Origin of the sequence: Streptomyces sp. NPDC005574 (genome assembly GCF_040605435.1) — a bacterium.
In the GTDB taxonomy this organism is placed as follows: Bacteria; Actinomycetota; Actinomycetes; order Streptomycetales; family Streptomycetaceae; genus Streptomyces.
Window position 1 is genome coordinate 1 of the sequence record NZ_JBEXCW010000056.1, and the last position, 17,586, is coordinate 17,586.

At 72.0% G+C, this 17,586-nt stretch carries 9 protein-coding genes; 8 read left to right on the forward strand and 1 reads right to left on the reverse strand.

Annotated elements, in window-relative coordinates:
• Positions 1–228: 228 nt before the first annotated feature.
• Positions 229–549, reverse strand: coding sequence for a hypothetical protein (locus ABZT03_RS28715; RefSeq protein WP_356044490.1), 321 nt, complete (start codon positions 547–549; stop codon positions 229–231).
• Positions 550–913: 364 nt separating this feature from the next.
• Here ABZT03_RS28715 and ABZT03_RS28720 point away from each other — a divergent pair, with 364 nt between their 5' ends.
• From ABZT03_RS28720 to ABZT03_RS28755, 8 genes are all read left to right on the forward strand, one after another.
• The gene (locus ABZT03_RS28720) at positions 914–2,104 is read left to right on the forward strand and encodes a glutamate--cysteine ligase (protein ID WP_356044560.1); all 1,191 of its coding nucleotides are present in this window, start codon (positions 914–916) and stop codon (positions 2,102–2,104) included.
• Positions 2,105–2,322: 218 nt separating this feature from the next.
• Positions 2,323–4,107 (forward strand): N-acetylglutaminylglutamine amidotransferase, encoded by a 1,785-nt coding sequence (locus ABZT03_RS28725; RefSeq protein WP_356044492.1) that lies wholly within the window; start codon positions 2,323–2,325, stop codon positions 4,105–4,107.
• Positions 4,080–6,641, forward strand: coding sequence for an alpha/beta fold hydrolase (locus ABZT03_RS28730; RefSeq protein ID WP_356044493.1), 2,562 nt, complete (start codon positions 4,080–4,082; stop codon positions 6,639–6,641). Before ABZT03_RS28725 ends, ABZT03_RS28730 begins: the two co-directional genes overlap by 28 nt.
• A gap of 304 nt (positions 6,642–6,945) precedes the next feature.
• A complete protein-coding gene (gene ctaD / locus ABZT03_RS28735; RefSeq protein WP_356044495.1) occupies positions 6,946–8,655 on the forward strand; it encodes a cytochrome c oxidase subunit I in 1,710 nt (569 codons plus the stop codon).
• 113 nt (positions 8,656–8,768) lie between these two features.
• Complete coding sequence (locus ABZT03_RS28740) at positions 8,769–10,289, forward strand: carboxylesterase family protein (protein ID WP_356044497.1); 1,521 nt, start codon at positions 8,769–8,771, stop codon at positions 10,287–10,289.
• A 183-nt stretch (positions 10,290–10,472) separates the two neighbouring features.
• Positions 10,473–12,566, forward strand: a complete 2,094-nt coding sequence (locus ABZT03_RS28745) for a glycoside hydrolase family 36 protein (RefSeq protein ID WP_356044562.1) — start codon at positions 10,473–10,475, stop codon at positions 12,564–12,566.
• A gap of 358 nt (positions 12,567–12,924) precedes the next feature.
• Positions 12,925–14,880, forward strand: coding sequence for a PQQ-binding-like beta-propeller repeat protein (locus tag ABZT03_RS28750; RefSeq protein WP_356044499.1), 1,956 nt, complete (start codon positions 12,925–12,927; stop codon positions 14,878–14,880).
• A gap of 99 nt (positions 14,881–14,979) precedes the next feature.
• Positions 14,980–17,571 carry a PQQ-binding-like beta-propeller repeat protein gene (locus ABZT03_RS28755; RefSeq protein WP_356044501.1) on the forward strand — a complete coding sequence of 864 codons (2,592 nt, stop codon included), beginning with the start codon at positions 14,980–14,982 and terminating at the stop codon, positions 17,569–17,571.
• Positions 17,572–17,586: the final 15 nt, after the last annotated feature.

A 17,586-nucleotide genomic window follows, 5' to 3' on the forward strand; every position in this document is an offset into this window, starting at 1 on the left:
CTTTCCCGGGGTTTTTTGTTTTTTTCCGCCGTCCGGTGTCGTCCAGCTGGACGACCGGGGCCGGGTGAGCGGCGTACGGCAGGCAGGGGACGCGAGGACGTCCCGGTGTCCGTCCGGCGTCTGGGCGGCGAGCAGTAGGCCGTGCCGGCCGACGCCGCCCGCGTCGCGGAACGCGCGGCCCTGTTCGGGGACCTGATCGGCAGACGCGGCATCCCCGGTTCGCGAGGATCAGAGACCGTCGACGCCCCCGGCCCTCTTCAGTACGGAGTCGAGCGCGTCCACCACGCTGTTGTGCCGCCTCGCGCGCGCCGCGCGGTCCGCCGGCACCAGTCGCGCGGCGGCCTGCACGGCGTAGGCGTCCGGGTCACCGAAGGCGGTCTGCGGCTGCGCCCGCGTGTCCGCGCAGTGCGTGGTGACCTCCTTGACCGCCTGCAGCACGACCGCCCGGTCCACGCCCGGCTGCATGGCCAGCCTCACCTGAAAACGCGCCATCCACCGCTCGCGGTCCTTCTCCACCGCCGCGTCCGCCGTCTGGTCCTTCTTCGCCATGTGCTCTCCCGGTGAGTGACGACCGTCCGTCGTGGAGTTGGACGTCGGGACACCGAAGCGGGTTGCGCGGGCCGAAACCCAATGAGTCGCCGGTGACCGGCGAAGGGAGGCCGGGAACGGCCTCCGGGCCGGTGAGGCTCCGCCGATCCGGGGTAGTGGGCGTGTCCGAAACGACGTGTGCGGACCGGGCCGCCGCACCCCGCGTGCTCATCGGTGAGGTACTTGATTCAGAAGAGCAGGAAGAGGCGTGAAGATCGGTGCCCTGGGCACCCGTGAACCGTCACAAGCTGCCGCGTCCGCCCCGGTGCGAGATCCTGGGACGGGGGCAGGCGTTCTGGCCACACCTCAAGGAGCGACCGTGAGCATGCGTATCGGAGTGGAGGAAGAGTTCCACGTCCTGGAGGTGGAGAGCGGAATGCTCGTGCCGCGTGCAGGTCAGATCCTCCGAAGGCTCTCCTCGCAGACCTTCACGTCAGAACTGCACCAGTCCACCGTGGAGACCAACAGCGCGGTCCACACCAGCCTCCACGACCTGTACACCGACCTGGCCAGGACGCGGCGGCGGCTGGACACGGCGGCCTCCTCGCTCGGGCTCGCGGTCGTGGCCGCGGGCACCGCACCGCTGGCACCCGCGGCCGCCGCGCGCCCCACCGCCGACGCCCGCTACCGCCGCATGGTCGAGGAGTACCGCAAGGTCGCCGACGAGCAACTGATCTGCGGCGCCCAGATCCACGTGGACATACCCGACCGGGACACGGCGGTACGCGTCATGTGCGCCGTCTCCCCGTGGCTGCCCGTGCTGCTGGCGCTGTCGGCCAGCTCACCGTTCTGGCAGGGCGCCGACACCGGCTACGCCAGCTGGCGCACCCTGCTGTGGCAGCGCTGGCCCACCGCGGGCCCGGTCGGCTGCTACGCCGACGCCGACGAGTACGACAAGGCCGTACGGGACCTCGTCCGGGCCGGGATCATCAGTGACGCCGGAATGATCTACTACGACGTCCGCCCCTCCGCTCATCTGCGGACCCTGGAACTGCGCATCTGTGACGCCTGCCCACGGGCTGAGACCGTCGTCCTGATCGCCGGACTCTTCCGTGCCCTGGTCAGCGACGCCGTCGAACGGCTGCGGAAGCCCGGTGCGGCCGGATGCGACGGACACCACGAGTGGCTGCGCGGAGCCTCCTGGCGGGCCGCCCGCTCCGGCCTCGAAGGCACCCTGGTGCATCCCCAGACCCGCAGGGAGGCACCAGCACCACAGGTGGTCGCCGGGATGCTGGCCCGGCTGCGCCCCGCACTGGAGGCCAGCGGCGACTGGCAGACCGTCCACGCGCTCACCGAGGCCGCCCTCGCCGAAGGCAGCGCCGCCCGCCGCATGCTCCGTACCGCACACGACGAGGACCTGCTGGCCTGCGTCGACCTGCTGATCGCCGAGACCCGCGGCGAACGCCGGCGCCCCGGCCGGACGACCACGGCGCGCGACGCCGTGCCGTCCGCGCACGCCCGAACGGCACGCGGGCCCTCCCTGGGCTCCGGCTCCCCGGAGGCGATCGGCCACTGACCGGCCGGTGAACCTCATGGAACGAGCATCCCGCGCACGCGCCGCGCACCGGCGGCGTCGGCCCACCATGGCCCGCACCCTCGACATCCCCTCGCCACCCACGAGTTCAGGAGAGATCCCGTCATGTCCAGCAGCATCCAGTCCGTGGCCGGAAGGCGCGACACGGCACGCCCGTGCCGACGCGTCGACGACGGTGTGCGGAAGGGAGGCGGCCCCTCGTGTGCGGTCTGAGCGGTGAGATCCGTTTCGACGGCCGTCGCCCCGACGTCGGGGCCGTCGAGCGCATGGGTGACCGGCTCGCCGACCGCGGGCCCGACGGCCGGGGCATCTGGACGCGCGGCGCCGTGGCGCTGGGACACCGGCGACTGAAGATCATCGACCTGTCGGACCTCGGAGCGCAGCCGATGACCGACGCCTCGGGCGAGATCACCGGCGTCTTCAACGGCTGCGTCTACAACTACCGGCAACTGCGCGAGGAACTCACGGTTCTCGGTCACCGCTTCACCTCGACGTCCGACACCGAGGTCGTCCTGAAGGCCTATCAGCAGTGGGGAACCGCCTGCGTCGAGCACTTCCACGGCATGTTCGCCTTCGCCCTCGTCGAGCACCGGACCGGCCGGGTGGTGCTGGCGCGCGACCGCCTCGGCATCAAGCCGCTCTATCTGGCGCGAACGCCCGAGCGGCTGCGGTTCGCCTCCTCGCTGCCGGCCCTGCTCGCCGCCGGGGACGTGGACACCTCGCTCGACCCCGTCGCCGTCCACCAGTACTTGAGCTGGCACGCCACGGTGGCCGCGCCGCGCACCGTCCTGAACGGCGTACGCAAGCTCCCGCCCGCCACCGTGCGGGTCGTCGAACCGGACGGCACCCACCGCGATCACCGCTACTGGCAGCCGTCCTACACCCGCCGGGCCGAGCACGCCGGCATGGACGCGGACGACTGGCGGGACGCGGTCCTGGAGGCGCTGCGCACGGCTGTCCGCCGCCGCACGGTCTCCGACGTACAGGTCGGTGTCCTGCTGTCGGGCGGTCTTGACTCCAGCCTGATCGTCGCCCTGCTCGCGGAGGAGGGCGCGCAGGACCTGATGACGTTCAGTGTGGGATTCGAGTCGGAGGGCGGCGAGGAGGGCGACGAGTTCCGCTACTCCGACCTGGTCGCCCGGCGCTTCGACACCGACCACCGCCGGCTGATGGTGCCCTCCGACCGGGTGTCCAACGCCCTGGACGGCGCCGTCGCGGCGATGAGCGAACCGATGACCAGCCACGACGTCGTCGCCTTCTACCTGCTGTCCGAGCAGGTCTCCAAGGACGTGAAGGTCGTGCAGAGCGGGCAGGGCGCCGACGAGGTGTTCGCCGGTTACCACTGGTACCCCCGCCTTGCCGAGGTCTCCCGTGCGGAAGAGCCGGAGCGGTACGCCGACACGTACTTCGACCGGCCGCACGCCGACTTCGCCCGCATCCTCCAGCCCCACATGCTGCCCGCCGACGACGTCTCGGGCCGCTTCGTCCGCGAGCACATGGCGGTACCCGGCGCGCAGACCGCGCTCGACGCGGCCCTGCGGCTGGACACCCACGTCATGCTCGTCGACGACCCGGTCAAGCGGGTGGACAACATGACCATGGCGTGGGGCCTGGAGGCCCGGGTGCCGTTCCTCGACCACGAACTGGTGGAACTGGCCGCGGCCTGCCCACCGGAGCTCAAGCTGGCCGACGGCGGCAAGGGCGTACTGAAGGCGGCAGGTCGCAAGATCCTGCCCCGCGAGGTCGTCGACCGCCCCAAGGGCTACTTCCCCGTCCCCGCGATCAAGCACATGGCGGGGCCCGTCCTGCAGCGCGTGCGCGAGGCACTCCAGGCCCCCGAGGCCAGGCAGCGCGGCCTCTTCCAGGAGTCCTACGTGGCCGAACTCCTCGCGGCGCCCGACGAACACCGGACCAGGCGCGGGGCCAACGCCCTGTGGCAGGTGGCTCTGCTGGAGATATGGCTGCAGACGCACGGGATCAAGTGACCGGCGGGCCGGCCGCGCGCGCCCCGCACGGGCAGACGCCCGCCCGGCCGTCCGCCGTCGTGCACCCGGGGGCGCTCGGCGCTTCCCCGGGCGCCTCGGCGTACGGACCGCCGCCGGATGCCCGCCCCATGGACGCCGGTGATCCCGCCCGCTCCGCCGCCCCGGTCCCGCTGCACCTGCCCGAGGCGGCCGGCCCGCGCGACGCCGTGACCCGGCTGCACGCCCACGGCTGCTGGTACCCCTCCGCCCATCCTGACGGCACCCGGGTCGCGTTCATCTGCGACCGCTCCGGCGTCCCCCAGCTGTGGACCGGGCCCGTGGACGGCGACGAGGTCCGGCTGCTCGACTCCTCCCCGGACCCCGTCACCGAGGTGTCCTGGTCCCCGGACGGCCGCTGGATCGCCTACACCACCGCGCCGGGCGGCGGCGAGCACTCCCGCGTGCTGTGCGTACGGCCCGACGGCACCGGACGCCGCGTCCTGGCCGGCGCCGACCCCGACAGCACCGCCTACCTGGGCTGCTGGGCGCACGACGGCTCGGCCGTCGCCGTCACCGTCGCCCAGCCGGCCGCCCGCACCTCCCGGGCCGCCGCGGGACCCACCCCGCCGGACCCCGGCCCGGCCGACGGCCACCCCTACGGCACCCGCCTCCCGTCCGACTGGGCCGACCGCGACGGCCACGCGACGCTCCTGGGCGGAACGCCGTATGACCCGGGTTCGGGTGCGGGGCCGTGGCCGCCGGGGGAGGGTGCGAGGATCGAGCTACGGCGAGGAACCGCGCCGTACGGCCTCACGGCGGGGCCGGGGACGGCCGCGCCACCGTGGCCGGGGGCGCCGGACGCGGGCACGTCCGGTGCGGGAGCCCGGCCGCAGCCCTGGCCGGGGGTCACTTCGGAGATCACCGCCGAGGTCTTCGCCGTACCGCGAACCGATCCGCGGACCGTTCCGCAAGGCGTTCCCCGGACCGTCCCCCAAGCCGTACCGCAGGCCGTCCCGCAGCGCATTCCCGAGGGCGTCCCGCTCGGTGTTCCGCAGACCCCACCGCACTCCGTCCCCCAAGCCGCACCGGATGGTGGTCTGTCGGCCTATCTGATCGACCCCGACGGTCTGGCGTCCCCCGCGCTGCTCGCCACGGAGGCGCACGCCGCCACCCTGCGCGTGTGCGACCTGAGCCGCGACGGCACGCTCGCGTTGCTGCGCCGGGGGCCGCGCGGCAGGCGCGAGGCGGTCGTCCGGCGCATCGCCGACTCGGTGACGACGTGCACGCTCCCCGTCGCCGACGGCGACCCGTGGATCGGCCGGTTCTCCTCCGACGCGCGGACGCTGTGGCTGCGCAGCAACGCCGACCGCGAGTACGCGGCCCTGTTCGCCGTCTCGCTGGACACCGACGGCGGCCCGCGCGGCACATCCGTCGTGACCGAACGCGAGGGCAGCGACCTCGAACTCCTGACCTTCGCGCAGGACGGCAGTACGGCGGCGCTCGCGTGGAACGTCCAGGGAGCGAGCGAACTCGACCTCGTCGAGACCTTCCCCGACACGTCTCACGCCCCGGACGAGGTCACGGGCCCGGCGAGGCCCGTTCCCCTGCCCCACGAGGTCGTGACACGCGTCGTGCCGGCCGGCCCGGGGCGCCTGCTGCTCGCGCTGTCCGGGTCGCAGCGCCGGCCGGGTGTGTGGTGGGAGTACGAAGGCGTGTCCCTGCTCCGCGCCCCCTGGTCCTCCCGGGACGAGGACGCCGTCCCGCCGGGCCGCCCGCCCGTACGGCCCGTCCCCCTGCGCCTCGACGCCCGGGACGGACTGCCCCTGAGCGGCTGGTACTACAGGGCGCCCGGCCGCCCCGCGGACGAGCCCGCGCCCTGCGTGATCCACCTGCACGGCGGCCCCGAGGAGCAGGAACGCCCGGTGTTCAACCCGCTCTACCACGAGCTGCTCGGACGCGGACTGGACGTGTTCGCCCCCGACGTCCGCGGCTCCTCCGGCCACGGCAGGTCGTTCGTGGACGCCGACCTGGGCGCCGGCCGCTTCGCCGCGCTCGACGACGTGGCGGACTGCGCGGCCCACGCGGTGACGGCCGGCCCCGCCGACCCGACCCGGCTGGCGGTCATGGGCCGCTCCTACGGCGGCTACCTGGTGTTCGCCTCCCTCGTGCGGCACCCGGACCTGTTCCGTACCGGCGTCGCCGTGTGTGGCATGTCGGACTTCCTGACCTTCTTCGCGGGTACGGAGCCGTGGATCGCGGAGTCGGCCGCGCACAAGTACGGCCATCCCGAGCGGGACCGCGAACTCCTGCGCGCCCTCTCGCCGATGAGCCGCGTCGACGCGCTGCGGGTCCCGTTGCTCGCGGTGCACGGGGAGCACGACACCAACGTGCCGCCGGGGGAGTCCGAGCAGTTCGTGCGGGCCGCCCGTGAGCGGGGCCTGCCGGCGGAACTCCTCACCCTGCACGACGAGGGCCACGACTTCCTGCGCGCCGACAACCGCCGGCGGTTCCGCCGGGCCGCCGCGGACTGGATGCAACGACACCTCCACCTCTGAACGGCCCGGCGACCAGGGAGCGCCCGCCGTTTCCCCGCCGCCGACCGCATGGGGCTCCGCGACCGGCTCGTCCAGTGCCGTCACGGGCAGCACGCGCGGATCACAGCCGTACCGGGAGCGGCGCCGACCGTCGGGTGAATTCGCGGGGGAATCGGATGAAGTAAGGGGAATACGTCGGGACGGCCGGGGAACACAGCGCGCCATGGGTCTCCGGCAGCGTGGCGAGCGGGTTCGACTCCGCCGATACGCCATCGTGGGAGGAAAGCGCGAACAGTCCCCTTTGTTCATCTGGTAAGGACATGCGATGGCGGCAGTGACTGAACCGGTGGCACCGGTCCCGACGGCGAGGCGGACCAGGGGTCAGGTGATCGTGTCCTGGGCGACGACGACGGATCACAAGAAGATCGGGCATCTGTATCTGATCACGTCGTTCGCGTTCTTCCTGGTGGGTGGCCTGCTGGCGATGGCGATCCGGGCGGAACTGGCGCGTCCGGGGCTGCAGTTGCTCTCCAGCGAGCAGTACAACCAGGCGTTCACGATGCACGGCACGATCATGTTGCTGCTGTTCGCGACGCCGACGTTCGCGGGGTTCGCCAACGCGATCATGCCGTTGCAGATCGGTTCGCCGGATGTGGCGTTTCCGCGGCTGAACATGTTCTCGTACTGGCTGTTCCTGTTCGGCGGCCTGATCGTGCTGGGCAGCTTCCTCACCCCGCAGGGGGCGGCGGACTTCGGCTGGACCGCGTACGCCCCGCTGAATGGTCCGATCCGGTCCGGATACATCGGCGGTGATCTGTGGATCATGGGGTTGGCGCTGGCCGGGTTCGGCACGATCCTCGGGTCGGTCAACTTCGTCACCACGATCATCTGTATGCGGGCTCCGGGGATGACGATGTTCCGGATGCCGATCTTCACCTGGAACGTGCTGTTGACCTCGGTGCTGGTGCTCCTGGCGTTTCCCGTCCTGGCGGCGGCGCTGCTGGCGCTGGAGGCGGACCGCAAGTTCGGTGCGCATGTCTTCGACGCGCAGTACGGCGGGGCGATTCTGTGGCAGCACCTGTTCTGGTTCTTCGGGCATCCGGAGGTCTACATCCTGGCGCTGCCGTTCTTCGGGGTGATCACGGAGATCATCCCGGTGTTCTCCCGCAAGCCGATCTTCGGCTACATGGGGCTGGTGGGGGCGACGATCTCCATCGCGGGACTGTCGGTGACGGTGTGGGCGCACCACATGTTCGCCACCGGGGCGGTGCTGCTGCCGTTCTTCTCCTTCATGACGTATCTGATCGCGGTGCCCACCGGGGTGAAGTTCTTCAACTGGATCGGCACCATGTGGAGGGGCTCGCTGTCGTTCGAGCCGCCGATGCTGTGGGCGGCCGGCTTCCTGGTGACGTTCCTGTTCGGTGGTCTGACGGGAGTGATCCTGGGCTCACCGCCGCTGGACTGGCAGGTGACCGACACCTACTTCGTGGTCGCCCACTTCCACTACGTGCTGTTCGGCACCATCGTGTTCGCGATGTTCGGGGGTTTCAGTTTCTGGTGGCCGAAGATGACCGGCAGGATGCTCGACATGCGTCTGGAGAAGATCCACTTCTGGACGCTGTTCGTCGGTTTCCACACCACCTTCCTGGTCCAGCACTGGCTCGGCGCCGAGGGCATGCCCCGCCGCTACGCCGACTACCTGGCCGCCGACGGCTTCACCACGCTCAACACGATCTCCTCGATCGGTGCCTTCCTGCTGGGCCTGTCGACCCTGCCGTTCCTCTACAACGTGTGGAAGACCGCCAGGTACGGCGAACGCGTCGAGGTCGACGACCCCTGGGGCTACGGCCGTAGCCTGGAATGGGCCACCTCCTGCCCGCCGCCCCGCCACAACTTCGTCGCCCTGCCCCGCATCCGCTCCGAATCCCCCGCCTTCGAACTCCATCACCCCGAGATCCTTCAGCTGGACCAGAAGGAGACCACCGGTCAGCGCGACGCGTTCGACGCCTCCGGGCACGAGAGCGACCGGTCGTGACCCCTGGGCCGGGGCGGCCCCACCACACCACGAGACCGGACTGATTGATACTTCAAAGACTTCGGGGCAAGATGGCCGCGCCGACGTAGGCCGTCGCTCGCCGAGGAGTCACCATGAGCAGTGCTGAGTTTCCGCAGGCCACCACCACGACGGGCACGGTCCGCGGGCACCGGGAGAACGGCCTCGCGATCTTCCGCGGCATCCCCTACGCCCAGCCACCGGTGGGCGACGCCCGCTTCGCCACACCGCGTCGGGTCGAGGCGTGGGACGGGGTGCGCGACGCCCTCACCTTCGGCCCGCCGCCTCCGCAGGAGCCGCTCGGACCCGAGGCCGCCCGGCCCGTACCCGTCCCGGACGACGACGACTGGCTGACGGTCAACGTCTGGACATCCGAGCCGGACCCCGCCGCCCGCCGGCCGGTCATGGTCTGGATCTACGGCGGCGCCTACAAGTTCGGCTCCACCGACGACCCCGCCTACGACGGCAGCCGCCTCTCCCGGGACGGCGACCTGGTCGTCGTCACCCTCAACTACCGCGTCGGCATCGAGGGGTTCCTCCAGATCGAGGGCGCCCCCGCGAACCGCGGACTCCTCGACCAGGTCGCGGCCCTGGAATGGGTGCGCGAGAACATCACGGCCTTCGGCGGCGACCCCGACCGGGTCACCGTCTTCGGGGAGTCGGCCGGCGCCGGGTCCATCGCCGCTCTGCTGGCCATGCCACGGGCCCGCGGACTGTTCCGGCGGGCCATCGCCCAGAGCGTGCCGGGCACCTACTTCTCCGGAGAGCTGGCCGCGGACATCGCCCAGGCCATGAGCGAGGGGCTCGGCCTGCGCCCGACCGCCGCCGACCTGTCCGGGGTGGATCCGCGCAAGCTGCCCGGCGCCGGGGCCGCGCTGACCGCCCGGATGCGTGATTTCGCGCACCGCTGGGGCCCGGTGGCCCACACCCCGACCCCCTTCTCGCCCGTCGTCGACGGCGACGTCCTGCCCACCGCGCCGTGGGAGGCACTTGCAGGCGGCTCCGCGCGGGACGTCGAGCTGATCACCGGCCACAACCGCGACGAGTACCGCCTGTTCCTCCTGCTCGGCGGACTGCTCGGCACGGTGGACGAGGCCATGGCCTCGACCGCCCTCGGCCTGTTCGGGCCCGGCCCGGACGCGGAACAGGCGTACCGCACCGGATTCCCGGACGCCTCCGCGGAGTACCTGTTCGAACTCGTCCAGTCCGACTGGCTGTTCCGCATGCCCTCCCTGCACCTCGCACAGGCGCAGGTCACCGGCGGCGGCCGGGCCCACGTGTACGAACTCACCTGGCCCGCCCCGGCCGACGGCGGCGCCCTCGGTGCCTGCCACGGCCTGGACATACCCCTGACCTTCGGCGTCTACGGCGGTCTCGGCGCCCTGCTCGTCGGTGCCACCCCGTCACCCGGGACCGAGGCGCTGTCCGCCCGCTTCCGCTCCGCGTGGACCGGGTTCGCCACCACCGGCGACCCCGGCTGGCCCGCGTACGACGGCGAACGGCACCTCGTCCAACTCCTGGACGCCGAACCCACGGTGGCCGCCTACCCGGAGGAGACCTCCCGCCGCCTCTGGGAGCACCACACCTTCGCCCCGCTGCCCCTGACGGCACCGTGACGGGGGAGCGTCGACCACAGGCGGCGCTGTGACAGGGGAGTGTGTTGAGCACCGACGAGCCCCGACGGGTAGGTGTGCAGAGCACTGGTGACGTCGTGACGGGGGAGTGTGTTGAGCACTGACATCGCATCGGCCGGGGAGCGACGGCTGTGGTCCCACCCGGTGCTCGGGCTGCACGTGCTCGTGGACGCCGGCGGGGCGGTCAGGCTCGGGGCCCGGGGTCAGGAGTGGGTCCGGCTGGTACCGCTGGTCGAGGTCACCGCGACAGGCCACGGCCGCACCTGGTCGGGGGAGCGCTTCATCGACACCGCCATCGGCGACCGCATGACCTACGGCGGTCACGAGACCGCGGAGGACGGCGGCGGCCAGTGCACCACGATCCGGCTGACCGACCCGGTCACGGGTCTGACCGCCCACGTCGGCCTGCGGACACGACCCGGCGCCGCACACGTCCGCTCGCAGGTACGCCTCGTCAACGAGGGCGCGGAAGCGCTCCAGTTGGAGAGCGTGTCCACCCTGACGCTGGGCGGCATCGTCGACGCGGTGGGCGGCCCGGACGCCCTCGACGGCCTGACCCTCCACTGGGCGGACAACGACTGGCTCGCCGAATGCCGCTGGCGGCAGGCACCGTTCCGCGAGTGCAGCGTCCGGCTGAACCGGTCCGCCCACGGCCACGAAGGCCGCGGCACCTTCGAGCGTTACTCGCAGGGCAGTTGGTCCACCGGACGTCATCTGCCGATGGGCGCGCTCACCGACCGGGCCGGCCGGGCCTGGCTCTGGCAGATCGAGTCCAGCGCCGGCTGGCGCTTCGAGACGGGCGAACGGGAGGGCGCCGCCTACCTCGCCCTCTTCGGCCCGGACGACGCCCACCACCAATGGCGGCAGACACTGAAGCCGGGCGAGGAGTTCGCCACCGTACCGGCCGTCCTCGTCCACGCCGAATCCGGTGGCCTGGAGACCGCGTTCGGCGAACTCACGGCCTACCGGCGTCACTTCCGCCGCGACCACCCCGACCTGCACGCCCTCCCGGTGATCTACAACGACTACATGAACACCCTGATGGGCGACCCCACCACCGACAAGCTCCTCCCGCTCGTCGAGGCGGCCGGCGCCGCCGGTGCCGAGGTCTTCGTCATCGACGCCGGCTGGTACGACGACGACGCCCAGGGCTGGTGGGACGCCGTCGGCGCCTGGGAAGCCTCCCGCCGCCGCTTCCCCGGCGGCATCACCCAGGTCCTCGACGCCGTCAGACGGCACGGCATGACCCCGGGCCTGTGGCTGGAGCCGGAAGTCATCGGCGTACGCAGCCCCTTGGCCCACTCCCTGCCGCCCGAGGCGTTCTTCCGGCGCGGCGGGATCCGCGTCACCGAACACGGGCGCCACCACCTGGACCTGCGCCACCCGGCCGCCCGTGCCCACCTCGACCAGGTCGTGGACCGGCTCGTGGGCGACTGGGGCGTCGGCTACCTCAAACTCGACTACAACGTCAACATCGGTCCGGGCACGGACAGCGGCGGCCACAGCGCCGGCGCCGGTCTGCTCGGACACCACCGCGCCCACCTCGGCTGGCTCCGCTCCGTGCTCGACCGTCACCCGGAACTCGTCCTGGAGAACTGCGGGTCGGGAGGGCTGCGCATGGACTACGCGCAACTGGCGGTGACCCAGGTCCAGTCCACCAGCGACCAGCAGGACCCCCTGCGCTACCCGCCCATCGCCGCGGCGGCCCCCACCGCGGTCACCCCCGAGCAGTCCGCCGTGTGGGCCTATCCCCAACCCCACTTCAGCGACGACCGGATCGCCTTCACCGTCACCGGCGCCCTGCTGGGCCGCGTCCACCTGTCCGGCTTCCTCGACCGCATGAGCGAGGACCAGCTCCGGCTCGTCCGCCGAGGCCTCGACGTCTACAAGGGCATCCGGGGCGAGATCGGCGCAGGCCTCCCGTTCTGGCCCCTCGGCCTCCCCGCGTGGGACGACACCTGGATCGCCCAGGGGTTGCGCGGCCGGACCTCCACACTGCTCACCGTGTGGCGGCGCGGACCGGCCGGCGACGACACCCGCACCCTCACCGTCCCTCACCTGCACGGCAGTTCGGTGCGGCCCGCGGTGCTCTATCCCTCCACCGCGGACGCCACCGCCTCCTGGTCCCCGGCCGACGGCCGACTCACCGTCCACCTCCCGCGCCCCGACACCGCCGTACTCCTGCGCCTGGACCGCAAGGCCGAGCAGACCGCACCGAGCGGCGACGCCGGTGACGGCGTGCCGGCGTACACGCGGTAGCGCGCGCCCGGACGCAACCCCGTGAGGACCGGACGGCACTCACCGGACGGTCGGCAGCCTCGACATCACGTGCCGGACCCGGCGGCTTCCGCGCACGATGGCCGTCCCCGCTCGCTGAACACCGCCTCGTCACACGGTCGCAGGCGAAATATGTCGATCAACTTGAAGTATCAGATAATCGCTTTCTTTCATACTCTGCAGTAGATCATCCGTGCTGTAAAAAGCGGGTGCCTATTGAAGTATTGTCGCTGCTTCTGAAGGGATTTCGTCGCCTCAGGAGTTCTCTTGCATCACCGTGCGAGGCGGCAGCGCACCATGGAAATTCTTGTCCTTTTCAGTAGGGGGGAGTGAAGGGGACATGATGAGCCTGGGCAACGGCGATCCACCGCATCTGGGGCCGTTCACCATGCTGGCCGTCCTGGGCGCCGGCGGCATGGCCACCGTCTACCTGGCCAGCACCGGTGAACCGGGAACCGAAGAGCCGATGTTGGCCGTGGTGAAAGTGCTGCGCCGCGATCTCTGGTCGGACGAATACGTGATCCGTCTGTTCCGCCGGGAGATCGAAGCACTACGCGAGATGGGCGCCGAAGGGACCCTGCATCTCATCGACTGCGATCCCGACGGCAGGCCGCCGTGGTTCGCCACTGAATACGTGCAGGGCATGGACCTGCGTGAACTGGTCGCCCAGCACGGTGCCCTCGCCACCCGGCGCGTGCTGCACCTGGCGGCCGAGCTCGCCCCCATTCTGATCCGCCTTCAGGCGCGCCGGATCGTGCACCGCGACCTCAAACCGGCGAACATCCTGGTCCTCAGCGCGGCGGACGGCTCCTTACGGCTCATCGACTTCGGCGTCGCCCGCAAACTGGACCGGACGCGCACCCATCCGACCATGAAGGTCGGCACAGACGCCTTCATGGCCCCGGAACAGATCTACGGCGGAGCGGATCACCCCAGCGACATCTTCGCCCTCGGTCTGACCCTGGCGTACGCCGCCACCGGCACCGAGATGGACCGCCACGACCTCAACGAGGCCATCGCGGGCCGTGCACCCCGGTTCCCCGCCGGCGCCTTCGACCGCCTGCCCGCCTCTCTGCAGGACCTCGTGGTGGCATGCACCCGGCCGGAGCCTGCTGATCGCATCACCGCACAGCAACTCCTCGCCCGACTCGCCGAGCACGGCGTACAGCCTCGCGCGAGGAGAACCCGTAGCGAAACCTGGCTGACGGACACCGCCCGCACCCAGGTGCTGAAGCATGCCGAGCACACCAGATCGTTCGTGCTCGCCCAAGAGAAGCGAGCTCGGACACGGCCCCGCGACCCAGGCTCCACGGACGCGCCGCACGTCCGATGGACCCACCGGCTCGGCGGGCGCGCCTACTTCACCTCCCCCGTCGACGCCACGGTCGGCATCGCCTTCTGCTCACTGGACGGCACCGTCGAACTGCTGGACGCGGTCGGCGGCGGCGTCCTGTGGAGGCGCGACCTCCCGGCGCGCATCGAACACACCCCCGCCGCGGACCGACGCACGATTTACGTCACCTGCTCGGACCGCACACTGCTGGCTCTCGACACCGCGGACGGATCCACACGGTGGCGCTACTCGGCCGGCGACAGCTGTCTGTTCACACCGGCCGTCAGGGGCGACCGGGTGCTGGTGGGAGCGCGTGACGGAGCGGTCCACTGCCTGTGCGCCCGCACCGGCCAGGCGGAGTGGGTCAGCAGCCGCGGCAACGGCCCCATCGTCGACCGCCCGACCGTCACGGCGGACCGCGTGTACATCTCGGGCTGGCAGGGCACGGTCCAGGCCCTGTCGCTGCACGACGGGTCCGGTGTGCTGCAACTGCCGTACGTGCAGGACGTCGTGGGCGCGCCCGCCGAGCACGCCCAGACCCTGTACCTGGCCGGCCGGACGGGCACCCTCTGCGCGAACGACACCCGCACGGGACAGGAGCGGTGGCGCTGGGCAGGCCGTGCCACGGCCGTCACCGGCCCCGTCATCGGCCACGGCACACTGTTCGCCGGGACGGTGGGCGGCACCCTCTGGGCACGCGACCTGGACACCGGAGCCCGCCGCTGGCGCTTCACCGCGGGCAGCCGTCTGCGCTGCGTCCCGGTGTACGACAACGGCACCGTGTACGTCGGCTCGGACGAAGCGCTCACCGCGGTCGCCGCCCACAACGGAGAAGTGCGCTGGACCCACCCCGTCGAGGCCGCCCTGCAGGCGCCGCCCCTCATTACGCGGGGGGCCGCGTACGTCGGCACGATCAACTGCACCGTGCAGGCCCTCAGCCTCCCCGGGCCGGCCGGACCATGACCCGCCGCAGCGGGGGCGGCCGCGACGTCCGACCTCACACAGCACACCCGGGGACGAAGAACGGGACAGGACAACGACAGCCGCACGGGAGTGCCACACATGGAAGTGCTCGGGGGTTTCCACCTTGTCCAGCCGCTGGGCAGCGGGGTGCTCGGACACACGTATCTCGCCGTCGGACCGGACGGCGAGCACCACGCGGTGAAGGAACTGCACCCAGGCTGGGGGCCGGCCGGTCTGACGGGACAGCTGGTGGAAAAGGTCCTGGACCGTTTCCGGCAGGTCTGCACGGGGCGGGACCGTTCCTGGGCCCGCCACGTCATGCCCACCCACGGCGGATACGACGCCGCCGCCGACCGGGCCTGGATCGCCACCCCCTGGCTGGCCGGGGTGTCGGCGGCCGAAGGGGGACCCCCGTCCCACATCTCCCTGGCCGCCGCCGTGGCCATGCGGCCGCTTCCGGCGGAAGCAGCGCTTCACCTGGTCTGGCAGTTCTCCGGGCTGGCCCGGAGCCTGCACGCGCGGAAGCTCTCGCTGACCGGCCTCACTCCCTCCAACCTGTTCCTCACTCCCGACGGAGCCGTGGTCGTGGACGTGCACCTGGCCTACGTGCTGCGCCGCCTCCTCCAGCCTCGCTACAACCCGCCGGGCACGGCCAGGCCCCCGTTCGCGTGGGCCGACGCCAGATGGCTGCCCCCGGAGCTCCGCCGCGGCGACGCCGTGGCCCACGAGTCCAGCAGCATCCACGCGGTGGGTGCCATCGCCGCGTTCGCCTGCACAGGCGTCGTTCCGCTGCCCACGACCGACCTGGTCGACGCGCTGACACAGCGCAAGGCCGTACGCGTACCCGCTGAGGCGGCCCTCGCCCACTGGGCGTTCGCGCACGGCAACACGGGCGACAGACTGCGCAAGGCGGCGGGGCGCTCGACGCGCCGACGGCCGTGGTCGCGGCCCGGAGCCGGACGGCTCAGGCGGATCACCGTGCCGCCGCTGTGGGCCAATCACCGGATCGCCCAGCACAGCACGGCCTGGACGGAGTACGTGGGGGACCTGCTCCGTCAGGAAAGGGCCCGGAAGCTTCTCTCCGTGGGCTCCGGCGTCGATCGCTCCGGCGTCGATCGCTCCGGGGCCGACCGCTCCGGCGTCGACCGCCCGGCGCTGTCCTCGGCTCTGTCGCCTTCGACGGGCCGGGACACATCGACAACCCGCCTCGCCGCAGCGTCCACCCGGTCCACCCCTGTGCCGAGCGCGGTGCCCGCCGCCCAGCACACGCCGCTCCCGTCGTCCCCGTCGCCCGGGTACGGACCGAGCGGCGACACCCCCGCTCCGGCGCCCGGTGCGGCAACCGCCTCGGCCGAGGTGACCGCCGCCACGGAAGCAGATGTGTCCCCGGCGCCAACTGGCGCCGCCTCCAGTGGCATTGCCGCAAACGATCCGGGTGCCCCGCTGTCCGGTGACTTCCACAGCGCCGCCACGGGTGACGACGCCGCAGACGATCCGGGTCACTCGTTGCCCGGCGACATCCACAGCGACGCCACCGGTGACGACGCCGTGGACGATCCGGGCCCACCGTTGTCCGGTGACACCCACAGCGGTGCCACCCGTGACGACGCTCCGGACGACCCGCGTACCCTGCTGTCCGGCGACCGCCGCACGGCGTCCCCCTCCCCGGCCGGCCGGTCCACCCCTCACCGTGGGCGTACCAACACCGGCCCTGCCGAGCGGCCGCGATGGGTCCGTGACACCGGCGGCCCACTGCTGTGCCCACCCCTGATCGCAGACGGCCGCATCGTGGTGACCTGCGGGAGCACCGCGCACCTGTTCGACGCGAGGACGGGGGAGCACCACCGCACGCTCACCCTGCGCGGCACCGCCGAGTCGACTCCCGTCCCCTGGGACGGGCGACTGTGGTGGGCCCTTCGGGACGGCCTGCTCAACGGCCACGACCTCAGCGACACGGCCGACGACGGCGACGTCGTTCTGCAGCTCGACGGCGATCCCGGCCTGCGGCCGCCCGTCACGGTTGACGACCTGCTGCTGATCGGAACCACTCATGGTCTCTTCGAATTCCAGCGCCCTCTGCCGCCGCACGACGCCGCTGGGCAACGCGTCATCCCGCTGGACGAACCGGTGGTCTCCCCCCTTGCGTCCGACGGGGTCCGCGTCTGGGTCCCCACCGAACGCAGGGGCCTGGTGACGGTGCAGCCCGCCACCCGGGAGAGCCACAGCCCGCACCAGCCGTGGGACGCCGCCGGCTGCGCCGCGACCCTCGCCGCCGACGGCGCGTACATCGGCGGCGCGGCGGGCACCCTCCACCACCTCGGCCGCACGGGCACCACCCGCCGACAGTGGGAGGCCTCACCCCACCCGATCACCGCGCCCCCTGTCGTCCACGGCGACCTGCTGGTGGTCATCGACCGCAAGGGGACCGTGATCGCCCAGTCGCTGCGGCACTGGACGCAGCGGTGGCGCACCCCCGTCGAGGCGGACGGGCGCAGCCCGGTGACGGTGGTCGACGGCGTGGTGTACGTCTGCGGCGCGGACAGCGTGCGGCGGCTGGACGCACGGACCGGGCAGGAGTTGAAGCCGCTGACGGCGGAGGGCCCGAAGCCCATGAACGTGACGGTCACTCCCGGCGAGCTCCATGTCGGCTTCCTCGACGGGCGCCTGAACACCTGGAGCCGGCCCGGTTGAGACGGCCGTCGAGCA

What these genes read in the sequence shown, in the direction of transcription:
- ABZT03_RS28715 (WP_356044490.1), bottom strand. Translation starts at nt 549, where the DNA reads ATGGCGAAGAAGGACCAGACGGCGGACGCGGCGGTGGAGAAGGACCGC.
- ABZT03_RS28720 (WP_356044560.1), top strand. Translation starts at nt 914, where the DNA reads ATGCGTATCGGAGTGGAGGAAGAGTTCCACGTCCTGGAGGTGGAGAGC.
- ABZT03_RS28730 (WP_356044493.1), top strand. Translation starts at nt 4,080, where the DNA reads ATGGCTGCAGACGCACGGGATCAAGTGACCGGCGGGCCGGCCGCGCGC.
- ctaD (WP_356044495.1), top strand. Translation starts at nt 6,946, where the DNA reads ATGGCGGCAGTGACTGAACCGGTGGCACCGGTCCCGACGGCGAGGCGG.
- ABZT03_RS28740 (WP_356044497.1), top strand. Translation starts at nt 8,769, where the DNA reads ATGAGCAGTGCTGAGTTTCCGCAGGCCACCACCACGACGGGCACGGTC.
- ABZT03_RS28750 (WP_356044499.1), top strand. Translation starts at nt 12,925, where the DNA reads ATGATGAGCCTGGGCAACGGCGATCCACCGCATCTGGGGCCGTTCACC.
- ABZT03_RS28755 (WP_356044501.1), top strand. Translation starts at nt 14,980, where the DNA reads ATGGAAGTGCTCGGGGGTTTCCACCTTGTCCAGCCGCTGGGCAGCGGG.